The organism is Streptomyces armeniacus (assembly GCF_003355155.1).
GTDB lineage: Bacteria > Actinomycetota > Actinomycetes > Streptomycetales > Streptomycetaceae > Streptomyces > Streptomyces armeniacus.
Map to the genome: position 1 here is coordinate 6433268 of NZ_CP031320.1, position 17711 is coordinate 6450978.

The window sequence follows — 17711 nt, forward strand, 5'->3', positions numbered from 1 at the left end:
CCGACCTGCGAATACCATGCCCCGCGCGCCGTCCGCAGCACGATACGGGCCCGCTTGTCAAGCCCCGAAATATGCCCTGACCTGCGAAAACGTCATTCAGAACGGGCCGTTCCCGTGTTAGCATGGATAGTCACGGAAGGGGTACCTGACACATGACGTTCAAGGTTGGCGACACCGTGGTCTATCCCCATCACGGGGCCGCGCTGATCGAGGCTATCGAAACTCGCCAGATCAAAGGCGTGGACATGACCTACTTGGTTCTGAAGGTTGCGCAGGGCGACTTGACGGTGCGTGTCCCGGCGGACAATGCGGAGTTCGTAGGCGTTCGGGATGTTGTCGGTTCGGACGGTCTGGACAGGGTCTTCGAGGTGCTCCGCGCACCGTACGCCGAAGAGCCGACCAACTGGTCCCGGCGCTATAAGGCGAATCTCGAGAAGCTCGCCTCCGGTGATGTCATCAAGGTGGCCGAGGTCGTCCGCGACCTGTGGCGCCGCGAGCGGGAGCGCGGGCTGTCCGCGGGAGAGAAGCGCATGCTCGCGAAGGCGCGTCAGATCCTCGTGAGTGAGCTTGCTCTGGCGGAGAAGACCAACGAGGACAAGGCCGAGGCCCTGCTCGACGAGGTTCTCGCTTCCTGATACCCGATGGCTGACGCCCGACGTCGTGTCCGACCGACTCGTCTGAAGGTCCGAAGCCGTCACGTGCCCAACAGCACACATATACCGTGGTGCCCGGGGACCGAAGGTCCGTAACCGGGCCCCTCGGTATGTCCGGGCTCGGTCGGCATGTCTGCTGGTACGGCCGCGTCCGCGTGGACTGCCGTCGGTATTGCTACGGGCGCCTGGGTAAGGTGCGCTGTGCTCTGCCTCTTCTGCTGGTGTGCCGGGCCCGGGCTGCTGGCTCGACCGGTCGTCACGGAAGGGGCCGATCGAGGCATCGCGCCCGGCACGCTGAGGCCATACCCATCTCGGCTGAGGAAACAAACCTGAACGTGCAACCAATGTCATCCGAGTCGCCCAACTCCCGTACCGCAGCCGTGATTCCAGCAGCGGGCCGAGGCGTGCGACTGGGCCCCGGCGCCCCCAAGGCCCTGCGCGCGCTGAACGGCACGCCCATGCTGGTGCACGCCGTACGCGCCATGGCGCGCGCCCGTGCCGTCTCCCTCGTCGTCGTGGTCGCGCCCCCGGACGGCGCCGCCGAGGTCCGAACGCTGCTGGACGGGCAGCTGCTGCCCGAGACCCTCGAGGGTGTCGAGGTGCTGGTCGTGCCCGGGGGCGGCACACGCCAGGACTCGGTACGGCTCGGCCTCGCCGTCCTCCCCGACGACATCGGCACCGTCCTCGTCCACGACGCCGCCCGGCCGCTGGTGCCGGTCGAGACGGTGGACGCGGTGGCCTCGGCCGTACGGGACGGCGCGCCCGCCGTCGTTCCGGCGCTGCCCGTCTCGGACACCGTCAAGGAGGTGGCGCCCGAGGTGCCGCAGGGCGAGCCCGAACCGGTCGTCGGCACGCCCGACCGTGCGCTGCTGCGCGCCGTACAGACCCCGCAGGGCTTCGCGCGCAAGACGCTGGTGGAGGCGCACGAGCAGGTCGCCCGCGAGGGCGAGGGTGCGACGGACGACGCGGGGATGGTCGAACGGCTCGGGGTGCAGGTCGTGGTCGTGCCGGGGCACGAGGAGGCGTTCAAGGTGACCAGGCCGCTGGACCTCGTGCTGGCCGAGGCCGTGCTCGCCCGCCGCAGGATCACCGATGGCTTCTGAACCGATGGCTTCTGAACCGATGGCTGCCCGGCCGACGGGCGCCGGGCCGGCCGGCCCCATGCCCCCGCTGCCGCTCGTCGGCGTCGGCACCGACGTGCACGCCTTCGAGCGCGGGCGGGAGCTGTGGTGTGCCGGGCTGCTGTGGGAGGGCGAGGAGTACGGGCTCGCCGGCCACTCCGACGGCGACGTCGCCGCGCACGCCGCCTGCGACGCGCTGTTCTCCGCCGCCGCCCTCGGCGACCTCGGCGCCCACTTCGGCACCGGCCGCCCCGAGTGGTCCGGCGCCTCCGGCGCCACGTTGCTCGCGGAGGCGGCGCGGATCGTACGGGCCGAGGGCTTCCGCGTCGGCAACGTGGCGATCCAGGTGATCGGCGTACGGCCCAAGATCGGCCGCCGCCGTACGGAGGCGCAGCGCGTCCTGTCGGACGCGGCCGGCGCGCCCGTCTCGGTGTCCGGCACCACCACGGACGGCCTGGGCCTCACGGGCCGGGCCGAAGGGCTGGCGGCCGTCGCGACGGCGCTGCTTGTACGGGCGCACTGACCGGCCGCTGCCCGTACGGTCGCGTCACCGCGTGGGAACACAGCGTGCACGCGTGTGGTTCGCATAATCGCGGTACCCGAAGCGTCAGCAGCAACCTCCCGAGAGGACCCCACACGTGTCAGCCACGCTCTCCGACAGCCTGAAGAAGATCCTCGACGACCGCACTTTCGTCAGCATCGCCACCATCCAGCCCGACGGCAGCCCTCAGGTCTCCCCGGTGTGGGTGAAGCGGGACGGCGACGACCTGCTGATCTCGACCACCGTCGACCGCCGCAAGACCGCCAACCTGCGCCGCGACCCCCGCGTGTCCGTCGTGGTGCAGCCGGCCGACGAGCCGTACAGCTACGCGGAGATCCGCGGCACCGCCTCCCTGACCACCGAGGGCGGCCAGGAGCTGATCAACGAGCTGGCGCAGAAGTACGTCGGCAAGAGCTACGCCGAGTTCAACCCGCAGTCCGCCCAGGACGCGGAGCGCGTCGTCGTGCGCATCACCCCGCGCAAGGTCGCCGGCCGCCTCTGACCGGCGCCTCCGAAGTGCCGCGGGGTACGGGCGGGAAGGGGCGCGGGGGGCGCCCCGCGCCCACTACCCTTGACGCGTGACTCTTCGCCTGTACGACACCAGCGCCCGGCAGATCCGTGACTTCGTCCCGCTCGTCCCGGGACACGTTTCGATCTACCTCTGTGGCGCCACGGTCCAGGCACCGCCGCACATCGGGCACGTACGGTCCGGGCTGAACTTCGACATCATGCGCCGCTGGTTCGCGTACCGCGGCTTCGGAGTGACCTTCATCCGGAACGTCACGGACATCGACGACAAGATCATCGCGAAGTCCGCCGACCAGGGCCGCCCCTGGTGGTCGATCGGGTACGAGAACGAGCGCGCGTTCAACGCCGCGTACGACGCCCTCGGCTGCCTGCCGCCCACCAACGAGCCGCGGGCCACCGGCCACATCCCCGAGATGATCGAGATGATGCGGGCGCTCATCGAGCGCGGCCACGCGTACGCCGCCGACGGCAACGTCTACTTCGCGGTGCACTCGTACGACCGCTACCTCGCGCTGTCCAACCAGGAGCTGGACAACCTCCGCCAGCCCGAGGGCGAGGGCGAGACCGGCAAGCGCGACCCACGCGACTTCGCGATGTGGAAGGCGGCCCGTGAGGGCGAGCCGAGCTGGGACACCCCCTGGGGCCGCGGCCGGCCCGGCTGGCACCTGGAGTGCTCGGCGATGGCGCACAAGTACCTGGGTGACGCCTTCGACATCCACGGCGGCGGCGTCGACCTGGTCTTCCCGCACCACGAGAACGAGATCGCGCAGTCCAAGGCGTACGGCGACGAGTTCGCGCGGTACTGGGCGCACAACGCGTGGGTCACCATGAGCGGCGAGAAGATGAGCAAGTCGCTCGGCAACTCGGTGCTGGTCAGCGAGATGGTCAAGCACTGGCGCCCGATCGTCCTGCGCTACTACCTCGGCACCCCGCACTACCGCTCCACCATCGAGTACAGCGAGGAGTCGCTGCGCGAGGCCGAGACCGCGTTCGCCCGTATCGAGGGCTTCATGCAGCGCGTCGTGGAGCTGGTCGGGGAGGTCGTGCCCACGGCCGGGGTGCCGACCGCGTTCGCCGAGGCGATGGACGACGACCTGGGCGTCCCGCAGGCGCTCGCCGTCGTGCACACGACCGTACGGCAGGGGAACTCCGCGCTCACCGCCGACGACAAGGAGACCGCCGCCGCCCGGTTCGCCGAGCTGCGCGCGATGCTCGGGGTGCTCGGGCTCGACCCGCTGGACGAGAGCTGGGCGGCAGGCGACGCGGGCGCGGGGGGCCGCGGCGAGGAGCTGCACGGCGTCGTCGACTCGCTGGTGTCCCTGGTGCTGGAGCAGCGGCAGGCGGCGCGGGCGCGCAAGGACTACGCGGCGGCCGACGCGATCCGGGACCAGCTGCAGCGCTCGGGACTGGTCATCGAGGACACCCCGGCCGGCCCGCGCTGGGAGCTCGGCGGGGGCGGGCGCTAGGGCGGACCGCCTCGGACGGACGGCGGGCGGCGGCGCCCGTACGCGTACGGGGCCGGTGCCCGTACGCGGTCCGGGACCGCACTCGTACGCGTACGGGGCCCGGTCGCCTTTACGCTTGTACATCCGGGACCCCGCCCGGCAGCGACCGGACGGGCGCCCGTCCGTCCCGTACGGCATCGCCTCCGGACGGCCGTGGGCGGCACGAAGCAGCAGCAAGCAGAGAAGTGGGTGGCCTCATGGCCGGGAACAGCCAGCGCCGCAACCGGCGCACGTCCAACAAGAAGGGCGCGCAGGTCGGCAGCGGCGGCCAGCGCCGCCGCGGGCTGGAGGGCCGCGGCCCGACGCCGCCCGCCGAGATGCGCAAGGGTCACGCCAAGCAGCGCGCGGCCCAGGCGAAGGCGCGCCGCGCCCAGGGCGGCAGCGGCGGCCGTACGGCGGGGCGGCGCGGCCAGAAGTCCCCGTCCGAGCTGGTCGTCGGCCGGAACTCGGTCATGGAGGCGCTGCGCGAGGGCGTGCCCGCGAGCACGCTCTACGTCCAGCAGTTCATCGACAACGACGAGCGCGTACGCGAGGCCCTGCGCCTCGCGGCCGAGCGCGGCGGCATCCATCTGATGGAGGCCCCGCGCCCCGAGCTGGACCGCATGACGAACGGGCTCAACCACCAGGGCATGGTGCTGCAGATCCCGCCGTACGAGTACGCGCACCCGGAGGACCTGGTCGCCGCGGCGTTCGACGACGGCGAGGACCCGCTGATCGTCGCACTCGACGGGGTGACCGACCCGCGCAACCTCGGCGCGGTCATCCGCTCCGTCGCGGCCTTCGGCGGCCACGGCGTCGTCATCCCAGAGCGGCGTGCGGCGGGCATGACGGCCGGCGCGTGGAAGACCTCGGCCGGCGCCGCCGCCCGTACGCCCGTCGCACGCGCCACCAACCTGACCCGCGCGCTGGAGTCGTACCAGAAGGAAGGGCTGCTGGTCGTCGGGCTGGCCGCGGACGGCGACGCCACGCTGCACGACCTGGCGGCGCTGGACGGGCCGGTCGTGGTGGTCGTCGGTTCGGAGGGCAAGGGGCTGTCGCGGCTGGTCGGCGAGACGTGCGACATGCGCGTACGTATCCCGATGCCGGGCGGCGCGGAGTCGCTGAACGCGGGCGTCGCGGCGGGCGTCGTGCTGTACGAGGCGGCGCGGCTGCGGGGTTGAGCGGGTGCCGCGCGGCGTCGGGTGGCCGTCGCGGGGTGCGCGGCGTGAGGTGCGCGGCGTGAGGTGCGCGGCGTCGTCGCAGCGGGCGCGGCGCGGGCTCGGAGCGAGTAATTCCGGCCGGGCGCCGGGGCCTTGACGGGCCTCGGACACTTCGGGCGGTCAAGGCAGTGTCTTAAGCGTCCATCACTCGGTTAGATGAGTGTGGACACCAGAACACCCCGCACATCCGTCCCTCCGGGCTCTCCCCCTGGGGGAGCGCCGCGCGGCTTCACCGACGACGAGACCGTACTGAGCACGGTCAAGGTCCCGTGCGACCCCGCGCAGGTCATCGTGAACCACGCGAGTTTCCGGGTGCGGCTGGCCGCGCCCGTCCCCCCGAACGACGCGCTCGACGCCGCCGCCCGGCGGCGTGCGGCCGCGGGCGCCGGGGCGCCCGCGGGCAGAGCGGGCGCGGGCGCGGCTGCGGGCGCGGCCGCCGGGGCGGGGGCGCGCGGTGGTACGCGGCGGCGCGCGCCGGTCGTGTGGAGCGGCCACACGGGACCCGAGGACACCGGGGCGACGCGGCTGCTCCAGGCCGTACGGACGCCGCCCGCCGGCACCGGCCTCGACACCCTCGACACGGAACCCGGGCTGGTCGGCACGGTCATCAGGCAGCACGACCCCGAACCCGCCAACGCCTCCACGCAGACACTCCCCCGCATCGAGGACCCCGGACCCGGCCGGGACCCCGGGCCCGGCCGGGAACGCACCGGCCGCGGCGGCCCGTTGGTCGTCGGGCCGCGCGACCCGCGCCCGCCCGAGAGCACCCAGCCGCTGCTCTCCGGGGTGCGGCCGGTGCGCGGGGCGTACGACGACGGGGCCGCGCCCGGCGGCCCGTACGACAGCCCGCGCGAGGACCCGTACGACGGTCCGCACGAGGGCTCGTACGAAGGCGACGGCCCGCGCGGCGACCGTACGGGCGCGGGCGCGGACCCCGGCGCGTCCGCGCGTGCGCAGCGCCGCGCGGAGGCCGTGCGGCACGCGTACTACCCAGGGCGGCGGATGAACCTCGGGGTGGTGCTGCTGCCCCTGCGGATCTTCCTCGGCTTCATCTCGATCTACGCCGGGATGGGCAAGCTCTGCGACCCCGTCTACTTCGACGGCGGCAGCCGCGGTTCGATGGTCACCTGGCTCAACTCGCTGGAGCCGTGGACAATCGCCACGCCACTGCACGACTTCGCGCTCGCGCACCCGGTCGGCTCCGGGCTCACGGTCGCGTTCCTGCAGGTGATCGTCGGCGTACTCACGATGTGCGGGCTCTGGCAGCGCGTCGCCGCCGGGTTCGGGGCGCTGCTCTCCGCCGCCCTGATCATGACGGTGAGCTGGCGTACGGTGCCCGCGTACGACGCGCCGGACATCATCTACCTCGCCGCGTGGAGCCCGTTGATCATCGCGGGCGCCCCCGTCTACTCGATGGACGCCCGCCTCGCCGGCGAGGCCTGGCGCACGCTCGGCCCGCGCGTCGAACTGTGGGACCTGCGGCGGCGCGTACTGCGCCGCGGCACGGCGCTCGCCACCGTCGTCCTCGGCTCGGCGCTGCTCCTCGGCGCGCTCCTCGGCGGCGCCGTACGCTCCTCGCAGACCGTCACCGTGCCCGACCCGGGCGAGCCGCCGACCAACGAACTGCCCGGCTCCCCGCTCCCCGGCGAACCCGGCAAGCGCAAGGACCGCGACGGGCAGACGCCCGGCTCACGCGTCCCGGACGCGAGCCGCTCGGCCAACCCCTCGGCGTCCAGCTCCGGTTCGCCCAGTGCCCCGGGCGGCGAACCGGCCACCCCGAGCCAGCGGCAGACCGTACAGGCACCGCAGCAGTCCGCGCCCCCGGAAGCGGAGCCGCCGGCGGCGACGGAACCGTCGGCGGGCAGCACGAGCACGGGCAGTACGGGCAGCACGGGCACACCGAGCGGCCGCAGCACGGCGGGGGGCAGCACGGGCGGTTCGTCCTCGGGCGGCTCCTCCTCCGGCGGGAGCGGCGGCGACGGTGGGGGCGGCACGAGCGGGGGCCGCGGCGCGCTGGGAGGGCTCCTGGGGTGACCGTCACCTCAGCGCCTCCCGTCACCTGACGGACGCTCCGCGGCCATCCCCACCACCTCCGTCCGGCACTTGAGGGCGCACAGCAGCCCAAACCAAGCCCGTCCGGCACTTGAGGACGGTCTCAGCCCGGCACATCCAAGCCCGTCCGGCGTTTGAGGACGGCCCTCAGCCCGATGGGTGGGAGTGTCGGCCGATTCGGGCCTGCCCACGTGGCGTTGCCGCGGCCCGTGGGCGGCCGGGGTCCGTCCTCAAACGCCGGACGCGCTGGGGGCGCCGGAGGGGCTGAGGCGCGTCAGTCGCCGCCGCCAAGCTCCTTCGCGGCTTCCGTCAGATCCTTCGCCGTGTCGATCGCCCGCCAATACGCCCCCTGCGGCAGCGGAAAGCCCGCCAGCCGCCGTTCGCGGGCGAGCCGCGGGAACGTCGTACGTTCGTGGTCGCCCCGGTCCGGCAGCAGGCCGGCGAACTCGGCCGAGAACACGTACACACCCGCGTTGATCAGATACGGCGACGGCGGCGACTCGATGAAGTCCAGTACATGCCCGAACTCGTCCGTCTCCACGGCCCCCCACGGAATCCGCGGCCGGGCCAGCGCCAGCGTGGCCGTCGCGTCGCGTTCGGCGTGGAAGGCGGCGAACTCGCGGAGCGAGAAGCGGGTCCAGATGTCGCCGTTCGTGGCGTACCACGGCTCGTCGGGCCGCGGCAGCGACGCGGCGGCGTACTTGAGTCCGCCGCCCCGCCCCAGTGGCTCGTTCTCGATCACGGTGCTGACCCGCAGCGGGAGTTCGGTGCAGGCGAGCCATTCCTGCAGCACCTCGGCGAGGTGTCCGCACGAGACGACCGCGTCCGTGACGCCCTCGGCGGCGAGCCAGGCCAGCTGGTGGCCGATGATCGGCATGCCGGTGCCGGGGATCTCGACCATCGGCTTGGGACGGTCGTCGGTGTAGGGCCGCAGCCGCGAACCCTGGCCTCCGGCCAGGACCACGGCTTGGCTCGGGTACGTCTCGTCATGCGGGTCACGGGTCATGGTGGGCACCCTATGGCCCGTGACGGCACGGGCCATGGCCGTACGCAGGTCGCCGCGGCCGTACGACGCGTACGCCGCCCGCACCCCGCAGCGACGCGGTGGCGCAGCACCGCAGCACCGCAACACCGCTGCACCGCAGCACCGCTGCACCGCAGCAGCGCGGCACCGCACCCCGTACGTCAGCGCAGCTGCGCGACCCCGGTGGCGAACGCCGTGTCGCAGACCGGGCGGGCGAACGCCTGCGCGCGGTGCACGGCGCCGTACTTCTCGACCGCCGCGCGGCCCAGCGCCTTCGCGATGGACTTGCAGTGCCGGGCGAGCGACGGCTTCCGGTTCATCTCCTTCTGGAGGCTGGTGAGCGCGACGCCCGGGTTCTCCTCCTGGAGTTCGGCGACGAGGCGGTCGCGCAGCACCTCCTGCGGCGTACGCGGCTCCGTCTGCTGCGTGGAGGCGCCGTCCGCTGACGCGGTGAGCGCCTGCGAGTCGGAGGGGGCGGTCGCCCACGGGACGCGGGCGACCGCGAGCGTCCCGGACAGGACCAGGACGACCGGGAGGACGAGTGCGAGGGATCGGCCGATACGGCGGGCTACGTGGTTCACGGAGGCGATCGTAGCGAACAGTGATGATTTGGCGACATTTGGTCACCATGTCGAGCGACAAGAACTTGTGCCGTTCGAACCGCACGTTGACGTACGGGATCGAAATGGGGCCGCACCTCCCGGTTTGCGCGGGAGGTGCGGCCCCAAGTCGCTTGCGCGAAACGGCTCGTACGGCTCCGTACGGACAACCCGTACGGCGAAGACTCAGTCGCTGAGCCGCTCACCGGTCGAGGTGGAGAACACGTGCGTCTCGCCGGCCCGCGGCACGACGTGGATCACGGAGCCCTTCTCCGGCACGTCGCGCCCGCTGACGCGGATCACCAGGTCCTCCTTGGTGTCGCCGAGGTCGGCGGTGCCGAAGACGTACGCGTCGGCGCCGAGCTCCTCGACGACGTTCACGGTCACGGCGAGGCCCGCGGGCTGGTCCTTGGCCTCCTTGGAGAGGGACTTGGAGTCGCCGCCGTTGTCGCCGTTGACGAGGTCGAAGTGCTCCGGGCGGCAGCCGACGGTGACCGTGGTGTCGCCCTTGTCGCCGGCGGTGGAGAGCGCCTCGCGCTCGACCTGCACGACGCTGTTGCCGAACTTCACGCCGCCGTCGGTGATCGGCACCTCGACCAGGTTCATGGCCGGGGAGCCGATGAAGCCCGCGACGAAGAGGTTCTGCGGCTTGTCGTACATGTGCCGCGGCGTGGCGACCTGCTGGAGCAGCCCGTCCTTGAGGACGGCCACGCGGTCGCCCATCGTCATGGCCTCGACCTGGTCGTGGGTGACGTACACGGTGGTGATGCCGAGGCGGCGCTGCAGGCTCGCGATCTGCGTACGGGTCTGCACGCGGAGCTTCGCGTCGAGGTTCGACAGCGGCTCGTCCATCAGGAAGACCTGCGGCTCACGGACGATCGCGCGGCCCATCGCGACGCGCTGGCGCTGACCGCCGGAGAGGGCCTTGGGCTTGCGGCTGAGGTAGTCCTCGAGGTCCAGGATCTTCGCCGCGTCCTCGACCTTCTTGCGGATGTCGGCCTTGTTGACGCCGGCGATCTTGAGGGCGAAGCCCATGTTGTCCGCGACGGTCATGTGCGGGTACAGCGCGTAGTTCTGGAACACCATGGCGATGTCCCGGTCCTTCGGCGGAAGGTGGGTGACATCGCGGTCACCGATCCGGATGGTGCCCTGGTCGACGTCCTCGAGACCCGCGAGCATGCGCAGGGAGGTGGACTTTCCGCAGCCGGACGGTCCGACGAGGACGAGGAACTCGCCGTCCTCGATGTCGATGTCGAGTTTGTCGACGGCGGGGGATTTGGCACCCGGGTAGATCCGGGTCGCAGCGTCATAGGTGACCGTGGCCATGGTGTTGTCTCCTTCACCGGCAGGTACGTGCCGGACGATCCGTAGTAAAGGGTCTAGTCCTCTTCCGAAGACGTTGCGTGGACGTTAACCCGGGGGCAGCTTCTTTGTCAGTAGTCGCGCGGGGAGGAAACTCCCCGTCGTCGCGCCGTCGCGGCCGGGTACACTGCTCGGGCACGCCGCCTTAGCTCAGCTGGTTAGAGCATCTGTCTTGTAAACAGAAGGTCGTCGGTTCGAATCCGACAGGCGGCTCCAACCGCCGCACTCCGGGCTCCCGGCAGGGGAGCCCCGCTGTTCGGCAGCAGCCGCCGCTCAGCCCGGTCGTACCGCGGACTCTGCGTTCCCTGCCGCTCAACTTCACGGTGCCGTGTGCTTTCACGGTGCCGCGCGCTGGTCCGCCGCCGGAGCCTCGGGGGCCTTGTCCTTACGGGTGTCCAGCTCCGTCGGCGGGGCGTTGAAGACCTCCTTCTCGAGTGACTTGTCGGCCGCGCTGACGGTTGCAGTGCCGGTCAGGTCTCCGGTGACGTTCAGTCCGGTGTGGCCGATGTCGAGGATCGGCCAGATGGCCGCGAGCAGCGGCACTATCTCGAGGGGGAGCCCCAGGCTCTTGAGGAGTACCGCCGACATCACGATGCCCGCGCCGCGCACTCCGGCCGCGCCGACGCTCATCACCAGGCCCAGCAGGACGATCTGGAGGATCAGGGCGGGCGTGATGTCCATGCCGTGGGCGTCGGCGGCGAAGACGGCGATCACTCCCAGCGCCACGGCGAAGCCGTCCATGTTGGCGGTCGCGCCGAACGGGATCGTGAAGCCGAAGATCCTCTTCGGGGCTCCGAGGTCGTTCTGCGCGATCTTCATGGAGACGGGGATCGTCGCGGCGCTGCTGGCGGTGGTCATGGCGAACAGGGACGCCGGCCAGACCTTGCGGTAGAAGCGGAACACGTTGAGGCGGGCGACGAGTCCGATGACGAGGGGATACACCACCAGCGCCATCACGATGAGCGCGAGGTAGTCCACCACGATGAACTTGACCGCTGCCGAGAGCGAGTCCGTGCCGGTGGTGCCGACGAGCACGGCCATCAGCGCGAAGATCCCGTACGGCGACGCCTTGATGATGATGCCGGTGAGCCGGAGGACCACCTCCGAGGATTCCCGGATGAGGGCGTAGATGCCGGGGATCTTCTGCTCGCCGATCAGCAGGATGGCCGAACCGAAGAGAATGACGCCGACGATGATCTGGACCATCGACATCTCGGCCATGGAGGCAACGATGTTGGACGGGACCCATTCCTGAATCTGGTCGAGGAACGAGAACTCTCCGGTCGCCTCCTCGGGTGTCCCCTTTTCGACCGACCCGACGTCGAATCCCCGCCCGGGGCGGACGATCAGCGCGATGCCGACACCGATGGCGGAGGCGCACAGTGAGGTGACGACGAGGTAGGCGAAGAACCTGCCGCCGATGCCTGCCAGGTCGCGGGCCGAGGTCATCTGGATCATGCCGGCCAGCAGCGTGACGACGACCAGGGGAACGACCAGGAACTGCAGCAGCTGCAGGAAGATCTGGCCGACCGGGTCCAGATGGCTCGCGTCGTCCTGGAGGATCAGGCCGACGACGATCCCCAGGGCCGCCCCGATGACCACCTGGGTGTGGAGCTGGAGTCGGAACCTCTTCCGAGCGGTACGAGGGGGCTCTCGGGTCTCGGTACTCATGGCTTTCAGCCCTTTCTCTGGGGACGGGCAGGCTGAGCTGATTCACGCCGCTTCCGGCGTGCCGGATTCGATCGCCGTATTCCGGTGATCGTCGCGTGCTGCCCCTTTCTCGAGGACCGTCCGCAGGTGCTCCGCTGCGCCGTGGGGAGGGCGCGCCGTCGGAGGGGGAGTCTCCGAGGCCGGATGTCGTTCGTGGAAGGCTGCGGATCGCAGACGATAACACGGTCTCATCTGAGAATATAGACTCAGTTTCATAGGGATCGGGCAACGCGAAGGGTCCGGCAGGGCCGTGGTGGCAGGGCCCTGCCGGGCCGGGTTCACGGGGCGTCCGCCGCTGCCGCGCCTGCTACTTGGCGATCATCTCGGTGACGCGGAGGAAGTGCTCCGCTTCCTCCGGGGTGTGGCAGTGCAGTGGTGACACGCGCACCACGCCCTCGAGCCCGAGCGAGCGAAGGATGCGCTCGGAGTAGTGGCTGGTCGCGACCCGCTCGTACACGGTCACGCCGTTGTCCTCGTAGGCGCGGACCGCGTCGGCGCAGGAGAGCCCGTCGAAGGTCAGCGGCACGATCAGGTCGCGGGGCGACGTGGCCGCCGTGTCGGCGAAGTGGATGTGGACTCCCGGGAGCCGGCGGAGCCCGGCCTGTCGCTCCGTCCCGTTCAGCAAGGTGTGCAGAAGCGCTTGCTCATGCCGCTGGACGGCGTGCATCCCCGCGACGATGCCGTCGCGACGATCGGTGGCCGGTGACGCACCGCCCACAGTGACGAGATAGTCCATGATCGCCGAGAACCCGGCAAAGACCGCGGGAGCGGAGCTGCCCACGCTCCAGGTGCGCGAGCTCGCCTTGGTGAGCCGGTCGTGGCCGAGTTCCGCGAGCCTGGGCGAGAGGTAGGTGAACGCGTTCCCGCGGTCCCCGAACATCTTGTACGGCGCGATGTTGACGCCGTCGACTCCCCACCCCTGGGCGTCGAGGACGCCGTGCGGCGCGTACTGGACCGCGTCCACGATCACGTGAACGCCGGGGTTCTTCTCGCGGACCGCCTCGACCAGTGCGGGGATGTCCGTGATGGCACCGGTGATGTTCGAAGTGGCGATGACCGAGACGAGGGAGGTCTCGGCGTCGACCAGTTCGGCGACCGCCGAGGGGTCGATGCCGCCGGTCGTCCGGTTGGGCGCGGCCGTACGGAGTTCCTGTCCCGTGCGCCGCGCGTACTGCTCGCAGGCGTCGTAGGACGAGGGGTGTTCGAGGGCGGTGGTCACGATGTTGGTGCCGGGGACGTTCTCGGTGATCGTCCGTACCAGAACGAACATCGCCTGCGACGCGGTCGCGGTGGGCAGGAGCGCGCCGTCTGGCGCACCTCCGAAGAAGGCCAGGAGGTCGGACTCGCCCTGCTGCTCGATCCGGGCCAGGTCCCGGGCGACTTTGCCGGGGCGTGAGGGGGCCTCGGGGAAGAGGGAGATCTCCAGCGCGCGTTCGGAGGCCGCCCGTAGCCGGAGCGAGCCGCCGGAGTTCTCGAAGAAGAGGCGGCTCGTGCCGCGCGCGTCGTGTTCCAGGTGCGCGAACTGGCCTCGTACGTACCGCATGGTCTCCGGTGCGAAGGCCTCGGCGTCGTGGGTGGTGAGGGTCATACGCGAGAGCATACTCTCATCTGAGATGAATCTATCAATCTTGTGGCAGATCGCACCAGCGGCCGCCGGAAGGGCGGCGGGTGCGAGCGGCCGCGTGTACGGAGGTCACCGCAACTCGCAGGCGTGGCAAGGGTCTTCCGGAGTGGGCCCGGCCCGCTTCCCTCGCCCAGAGGGTGTGAGCGGGGCTGTTAGAGTGGGCCAGAGCTGACCAGCGTCGTAGCTGCCGACTTGTCAACAGAAGGTCGTCGGTTCGAACCCGGCAGGCGGCTCGAGCAGACGGTTCGATCCGTCTGAGCCGCTTCCTACGGGCGGCTTGATCCTTCCGTGCGACCAGGAGACTGCCCGGTGACCGTTCTCGCGCTCGGGCCAAGCTGGCTCGACCCGGACTACCTGATCCAGACCTTCGGGCTGATCGGCATCCTCACCATCGTGTTCGCCGAGTCGGGCCTGCTGATCGGGTTCTTCCTGCCGGGCGACTCGCTGCTGTTCACGACCGGACTGCTGGTCACGACCGGCCAGTACCTGCACTACCCGCTGTGGCTGGTGTGCCTGCTCATCGTGATCGCGGCGGTGGCCGGCGACCAGGTGGGCTATCTCTTCGGCCGCAAGGTCGGCCCCAGCCTCTTCAAACGGCCAGACTCGCGCCTCTTCAAGCAGGAGAACGTGGAGAAGGCGCACGAGTTCTTCGAGAAGTACGGCCCCAAGTCGCTGGTGCTGGCGCGGTTCGTGCCGATCGTGCGGACGTTCACGCCGATCATCGCGGGCGTCAGCCGGATGAACTACCGCACCTTCGTGATCTTCAACGTGGTCGGCGGCATCCTCTGGGGCGCCGGTGTCACGCTGCTGGGCGCCAGCCTGGGGAAGGTCGACTTCGTCCACGCACACATCGAGAGCATCCTCATCCTGATCGTGCTGCTGTCGGTGCTGCCGATCGTGATCGAGTACCTCCGTGCGCGGCGCTCCTCCGCGAACGCCGCGGCAGCGGACACCTCGGCGAACGCGGCCGGGGACGGCAGCGGCCCGGACGGCGCGGGCCCGCCCCAGGGAGGCACGGGCGGCCGGAAGTCGCGGCGCAAGGGACGGCACGCCATACGCTGACGCGGCGCGCGTGCGTACGGAGGCGCGTACGGACGGCGGCGTGAGTACGGCGGCGTACGTGCGGAGGTCTGCGTACGGTGCGCGCGTACGGGTGGTGCGTGCCGCCGTCGGGAACGGCCGCCAGGTCAGGACCAGTCGCGGCCCGAGCGGCCCCGCTTCACATCCGCGCGGCGCTTCTTCTCGCGCAGCCGCCGCTCGTTGATCCCCTTCGGAATCTTCCGCTTGCGGCGCTGCCGCGGCGGCGGGGCGGTGGCCTCCGCGAGCAGCGCGGCCATCCGTACGGCCGCCGTCTCGCGGTTGCGCCACTGCGAGCGGTGCTCGGAGGCGCGGACGGTGAGCACGCCGTCGGTCAGGCGGCCGGAGAGCCGTTCCAGGGCGCGGGCCTGCCACACGGGCGGCAGCGACTCGGTGCGGGCGAGGTCGAGGCGGAGCTCCACCGCGCTGTCCGTGGTGTTGACGTGCTGCCCGCCGGGCCCCGAGGACTTCGTGAAACGCCAACTGAGCTCGGCCTCCGGGAGGGAGACCGAGCCGCGGATGAACCAGGGCCCGGACATGTGCCCCATGATCCCGCCTCAAACGGCCGCCGTCATCCGCTTTCCCGCGGGGGCGGGACGGATCGCGGGCAAAGAACGTAAAGAAACCAGGAACCCGCCCCTGCCCCGGCTGCGTTGTGGAGGGTGAGAGGGTGAAGGATCTGAACCCGCTGACACGCACACAGAGAAGGGCATCCCCATGGCTGTAAGCCTGTCCAAGGGCGGCAACGTCTCGCTCACCAAGGAGGCACCTGGCCTCACCGCCGTCACGGTCGGCCTCGGCTGGGACGTCCGTAGCACCACGGGCACCGACTTCGACCTCGACGCGAGCGCCATCGCCGTGAACGCGCAGGGCAAGGTCCACTCGGACCAGCACTTCATCTTCTTCAACAACAAGGCCACCCCGGACCAGACGATCGTGCACTCCGGTGACAACACCACCGGTCAGGGCGAGGGCGACGACGAGCAGATCAACGTCAATCTGCAGGGCCTCCCGGCCGAGATCGACAAGATCGTCTTCCCCGTGTCGATCTACGACGCGGAGACCCGCAGCCAGAACTTCGGCCAGGTGCGGAACGCGTACATCCGCGTCGTCAATCAGGCCGGCGGCACCGAGATCGCCCGCTACGACCTGAGCGAGGACGCCGCCACCGAGACCGCCATGGTCTTCGGCGAGCTGTACCGCAACGGCGCCGAGTGGAAGTTCCGCGCGGTCGGCCAGGGTTACGCCGCCGGTCTCGCGGGCATCGCCCAGGACTTCGGCGTCAACATCTGACGCGGCAGGTCTGACGCGGGCCCGGCCCGCCTCGTAACGCAGTCGGCGGCGTCCCCAACGAGGGGGCGCCGCCGAGTCGTTGAGAGGCGCTGCTGTCGAGAGGCGCTGTTGTAAAGGGCGCTCCGGGGAGAGCCGGACGCCGGGGTTCAGGTCACCAGGCGCGTACGCAGCTCGGCCGCGACGGCCGACACGTCCGCGCGCCCCTGCTTCGCCGCCTCCACCAGATCGGCGAAGGTCTCCGCGTCCGGCAGGGCCTTCGCGCCCGCCACGCGGAGGTACGAGCGGGTCGCGGCGGCGGCGTAGAACTCGTTCATCGGTGATTCCAGCGGCGGGCAGACCGCCAGCGTGTGCAGGAACGCAGCGGCCCGCCAGGCTATGTCCGGCTCCGGCTGGTCCGCGACGAGCACGAGGTCGTTCTGATGGCGGGCGACCGCGGCCACCACCCCCGAGGGGTCCCAGACAGTGGGGTCGGAGGGGAGGTGCTGCGCAAGTGCGCTCCACGCCCACTCCATTGTGATCTTCACAGTCCGAATCGCTCCTGGAAGTAGTCCCAATGCTCGGCGAACTCGTCGACTCCGGCGAGGAACCTCGCCCTGTCCTCGTCCAGCTCCCGCTTCGTCGCTTCGGTGATCAGCGCGGTGACCGTGGTGCCCTGCTCCGCCGCGCGAGCCTTGAGGCGCTCGTGGAACTCCTCGTCCAGGCGGATCGTGACGTGCTTCGACATGCGATCACCGTACAGCGCCGCTGCTGTACGCGCCACGGCAGCCGCCGGCGCCCCGCGTCGAGCTTGGATCCCTGCCGGAACGCTAGTCGGCGACGACGCCATGTCGCAAGCCGATCACCCCAAGTCAACCCCACTGTGCGGCCGCTGTCGTGACACCATCGCGTCGTGCTCGACATCGGCTATTCCCTGTCCCCCCGCTTCCCCGACCCGCCGCAGACGGACTACCGCACGGCGGACGTACGGACCCTGCGGCACGATCTGTTCTGCGGCGACATCCACATCGCGGACACGGAGAGCGGCCGCGAACTGTCCACAGCCTGGGGATGGTTGCCGGTGCTCGACTTCGGGTGGGCGCTGTGCGACATCGTCGAGGAGCTCGGCCCCGGCGGCCCGCCCGCGGCGCAGGGTGCCCAACCCCGCCGCGCCGAGCTGGACTTCACCGAGACCACCGACTGCCTGCTGTTCGAGGAGCGGCGCGGCCGGGTGGAGATCACCGCGGACTGGCAGTACGTGGACGACCCGCCGCTGGTGTTCCCGTACGCGACGGTGCGCCGCGAGGCACGGGACTTCCTGCACGACCTGATCGCGGATCTCGCCGACATGCACGAGGGCCTGTCGGAGAACCCGGCGGTGTGGCAGCTCCAGGCGCGCTTCCCCCGGGTCTAGGTGTGTTGTCTCGGGACGTTGGTGACACGCGGG

18 protein-coding genes and 1 tRNA gene are annotated in these 17711 nt (G+C 70.8%); 11 read left to right on the forward strand and 8 right to left on the reverse strand.

Annotated features, from left to right (window positions below):
* The first annotated feature begins 152 nt into the window (after positions 1-152).
* From DVA86_RS27975 to DVA86_RS28005, 7 genes are all read left to right on the forward strand, one after another.
* Positions 153-635 (forward strand): CarD family transcriptional regulator, encoded by a 483-nt coding sequence (locus DVA86_RS27975; RefSeq protein ID WP_121517532.1) that lies wholly within the window; start codon positions 153-155, stop codon positions 633-635.
* 362 nt (positions 636-997) lie between these two features.
* On the forward strand, positions 998-1756 hold the full coding sequence (ispD, locus tag DVA86_RS27980; protein WP_208882452.1) for a 2-C-methyl-D-erythritol 4-phosphate cytidylyltransferase: 759 nt from the start codon (positions 998-1000) through the stop codon (positions 1754-1756).
* Positions 1757-1775: 19 nt separating this feature from the next.
* On the forward strand, positions 1776-2297 hold the full coding sequence (gene ispF / locus DVA86_RS27985) for a 2-C-methyl-D-erythritol 2,4-cyclodiphosphate synthase (protein WP_245997763.1): 522 nt from the start codon (positions 1776-1778) through the stop codon (positions 2295-2297).
* A 115-nt stretch (positions 2298-2412) separates the two neighbouring features.
* Positions 2413-2817, forward strand: coding sequence for a PPOX class F420-dependent oxidoreductase (locus DVA86_RS27990; RefSeq protein ID WP_208882454.1), 405 nt, complete (start codon positions 2413-2415; stop codon positions 2815-2817).
* Positions 2818-2893: 76 nt separating this feature from the next.
* Entirely contained in the window at positions 2894-4309 is a 1416-nt protein-coding gene (gene cysS, locus DVA86_RS27995; protein ID WP_208882456.1) for a cysteine--tRNA ligase, read from the forward strand.
* A 236-nt stretch (positions 4310-4545) separates the two neighbouring features.
* Positions 4546-5508, forward strand: coding sequence for a 23S rRNA (guanosine(2251)-2'-O)-methyltransferase RlmB (gene rlmB, locus DVA86_RS28000; protein ID WP_208882458.1), 963 nt, complete (start codon positions 4546-4548; stop codon positions 5506-5508).
* A 195-nt stretch (positions 5509-5703) separates the two neighbouring features.
* A complete protein-coding gene (locus tag DVA86_RS28005; protein ID WP_208882460.1) occupies positions 5704-7581 on the forward strand; it encodes a DoxX family protein in 1878 nt (625 codons plus the stop codon).
* Between the two features lie 292 nt (positions 7582-7873).
* On the opposite strand, the gene DVA86_RS28010 is transcribed toward DVA86_RS28005, so the two are convergent.
* From DVA86_RS28010 to DVA86_RS28020, 3 genes are all read right to left on the reverse strand, one after another.
* On the reverse strand, positions 7874-8605 hold the full coding sequence (locus tag DVA86_RS28010; RefSeq protein ID WP_208882462.1) for a nucleotidyltransferase family protein: 732 nt from the start codon (positions 8603-8605) through the stop codon (positions 7874-7876).
* 179 nt (positions 8606-8784) lie between these two features.
* On the reverse strand, positions 8785-9204 hold the full coding sequence (locus DVA86_RS28015) for a hypothetical protein (protein WP_208882464.1): 420 nt from the start codon (positions 9202-9204) through the stop codon (positions 8785-8787).
* 204 nt (positions 9205-9408) lie between these two features.
* Positions 9409-10548, reverse strand: a complete 1140-nt coding sequence (locus tag DVA86_RS28020) for an ABC transporter ATP-binding protein (protein ID WP_208882466.1) — start codon at positions 10546-10548, stop codon at positions 9409-9411.
* Between the two features lie 175 nt (positions 10549-10723).
* Here DVA86_RS28020 and DVA86_RS28025 point away from each other — a divergent pair.
* Positions 10724-10800 (forward strand) — tRNA-Thr (locus DVA86_RS28025).
* 120 nt (positions 10801-10920) lie between these two features.
* Here DVA86_RS28025 and DVA86_RS28030 read toward each other — a convergent pair.
* Together DVA86_RS28030 and DVA86_RS28035 are read right to left on the reverse strand one after the other, a co-directional pair.
* Positions 10921-12255 (reverse strand): dicarboxylate/amino acid:cation symporter, encoded by a 1335-nt coding sequence (locus tag DVA86_RS28030; RefSeq protein ID WP_208882468.1) that lies wholly within the window; start codon positions 12253-12255, stop codon positions 10921-10923.
* Between the two features lie 346 nt (positions 12256-12601).
* Entirely contained in the window at positions 12602-13882 is a 1281-nt protein-coding gene (locus DVA86_RS28035) for an aminotransferase class V-fold PLP-dependent enzyme (protein WP_208882470.1), read from the reverse strand.
* A gap of 345 nt (positions 13883-14227) precedes the next feature.
* On the opposite strand from DVA86_RS28035, the gene DVA86_RS28040 reads away from it, so the two are divergent.
* The gene (locus tag DVA86_RS28040) at positions 14228-14980 is read left to right on the forward strand and encodes a DedA family protein (protein ID WP_208882472.1); all 753 of its coding nucleotides are present in this window, start codon (positions 14228-14230) and stop codon (positions 14978-14980) included.
* 125 nt (positions 14981-15105) lie between these two features.
* Here the strand turns inward: DVA86_RS28040 and arfB are convergent, their stop codons facing one another.
* The gene (gene arfB, locus DVA86_RS28045; RefSeq protein ID WP_208882474.1) at positions 15106-15534 is read right to left on the reverse strand and encodes an alternative ribosome rescue aminoacyl-tRNA hydrolase ArfB; all 429 of its coding nucleotides are present in this window, start codon (positions 15532-15534) and stop codon (positions 15106-15108) included.
* A gap of 178 nt (positions 15535-15712) precedes the next feature.
* On the opposite strand from arfB, the gene DVA86_RS28050 reads away from it, so the two are divergent.
* Positions 15713-16288, forward strand: coding sequence for a TerD family protein (locus DVA86_RS28050; protein ID WP_208882475.1), 576 nt, complete (start codon positions 15713-15715; stop codon positions 16286-16288).
* Between the two features lie 146 nt (positions 16289-16434).
* On the opposite strand, the gene DVA86_RS28055 is transcribed toward DVA86_RS28050, so the two are convergent.
* Both DVA86_RS28055 and DVA86_RS28060 read right to left on the reverse strand, forming a co-directional pair.
* Positions 16435-16812 (reverse strand): hypothetical protein, encoded by a 378-nt coding sequence (locus DVA86_RS28055; protein ID WP_245997281.1) that lies wholly within the window; start codon positions 16810-16812, stop codon positions 16435-16437.
* Complete coding sequence (locus tag DVA86_RS28060; RefSeq protein WP_121517519.1) at positions 16809-17012, reverse strand: plasmid partition protein ParG; 204 nt, start codon at positions 17010-17012, stop codon at positions 16809-16811. Before DVA86_RS28060 ends, DVA86_RS28055 begins: the two co-directional genes overlap by 4 nt.
* A 165-nt stretch (positions 17013-17177) precedes the next feature.
* Here DVA86_RS28060 and DVA86_RS28065 point away from each other — a divergent pair, with 165 nt between their 5' ends.
* Positions 17178-17678: a hypothetical protein gene (locus tag DVA86_RS28065; protein ID WP_208882477.1), complete on the forward strand. Its 501-nt coding sequence runs from the start codon at positions 17178-17180 to the stop codon at positions 17676-17678.
* Positions 17679-17711: the final 33 nt, after the last annotated feature.

Excerpts from the sequence above, each read along its gene's own strand:
- arfB (WP_208882474.1), bottom strand. The coding sequence starts at position 15,534 with ATGTCCGGGCCCTGGTTCATCCGCGGCTCGGTCTCCCTCCCGGAGGCC.
- DVA86_RS28030 (WP_208882468.1), bottom strand. The coding sequence starts at position 12,255 with ATGAGTACCGAGACCCGAGAGCCCCCTCGTACCGCTCGGAAGAGGTTC.
- DVA86_RS28035 (WP_208882470.1), bottom strand. The coding sequence starts at position 13,882 with ATGACCCTCACCACCCACGACGCCGAGGCCTTCGCACCGGAGACCATG.
- ispF (WP_245997763.1), top strand. The coding sequence starts at position 1,776 with ATGGCTGCCCGGCCGACGGGCGCCGGGCCGGCCGGCCCCATGCCCCCG.
- DVA86_RS27975 (WP_121517532.1), top strand. The coding sequence starts at position 153 with ATGACGTTCAAGGTTGGCGACACCGTGGTCTATCCCCATCACGGGGCC.
- ispD (WP_208882452.1), top strand. The coding sequence starts at position 998 with ATGTCATCCGAGTCGCCCAACTCCCGTACCGCAGCCGTGATTCCAGCA.
- rlmB (WP_208882458.1), top strand. The coding sequence starts at position 4,546 with ATGGCCGGGAACAGCCAGCGCCGCAACCGGCGCACGTCCAACAAGAAG.
- DVA86_RS28050 (WP_208882475.1), top strand. The coding sequence starts at position 15,713 with ATGGCTGTAAGCCTGTCCAAGGGCGGCAACGTCTCGCTCACCAAGGAG.
- DVA86_RS28010 (WP_208882462.1), bottom strand. The coding sequence starts at position 8,605 with ATGACCCGTGACCCGCATGACGAGACGTACCCGAGCCAAGCCGTGGTC.
- DVA86_RS28060 (WP_121517519.1), bottom strand. The coding sequence starts at position 17,012 with ATGTCGAAGCACGTCACGATCCGCCTGGACGAGGAGTTCCACGAGCGC.
- DVA86_RS28020 (WP_208882466.1), bottom strand. The coding sequence starts at position 10,548 with ATGGCCACGGTCACCTATGACGCTGCGACCCGGATCTACCCGGGTGCC.
- DVA86_RS28005 (WP_208882460.1), top strand. The coding sequence starts at position 5,704 with ATGAGTGTGGACACCAGAACACCCCGCACATCCGTCCCTCCGGGCTCT.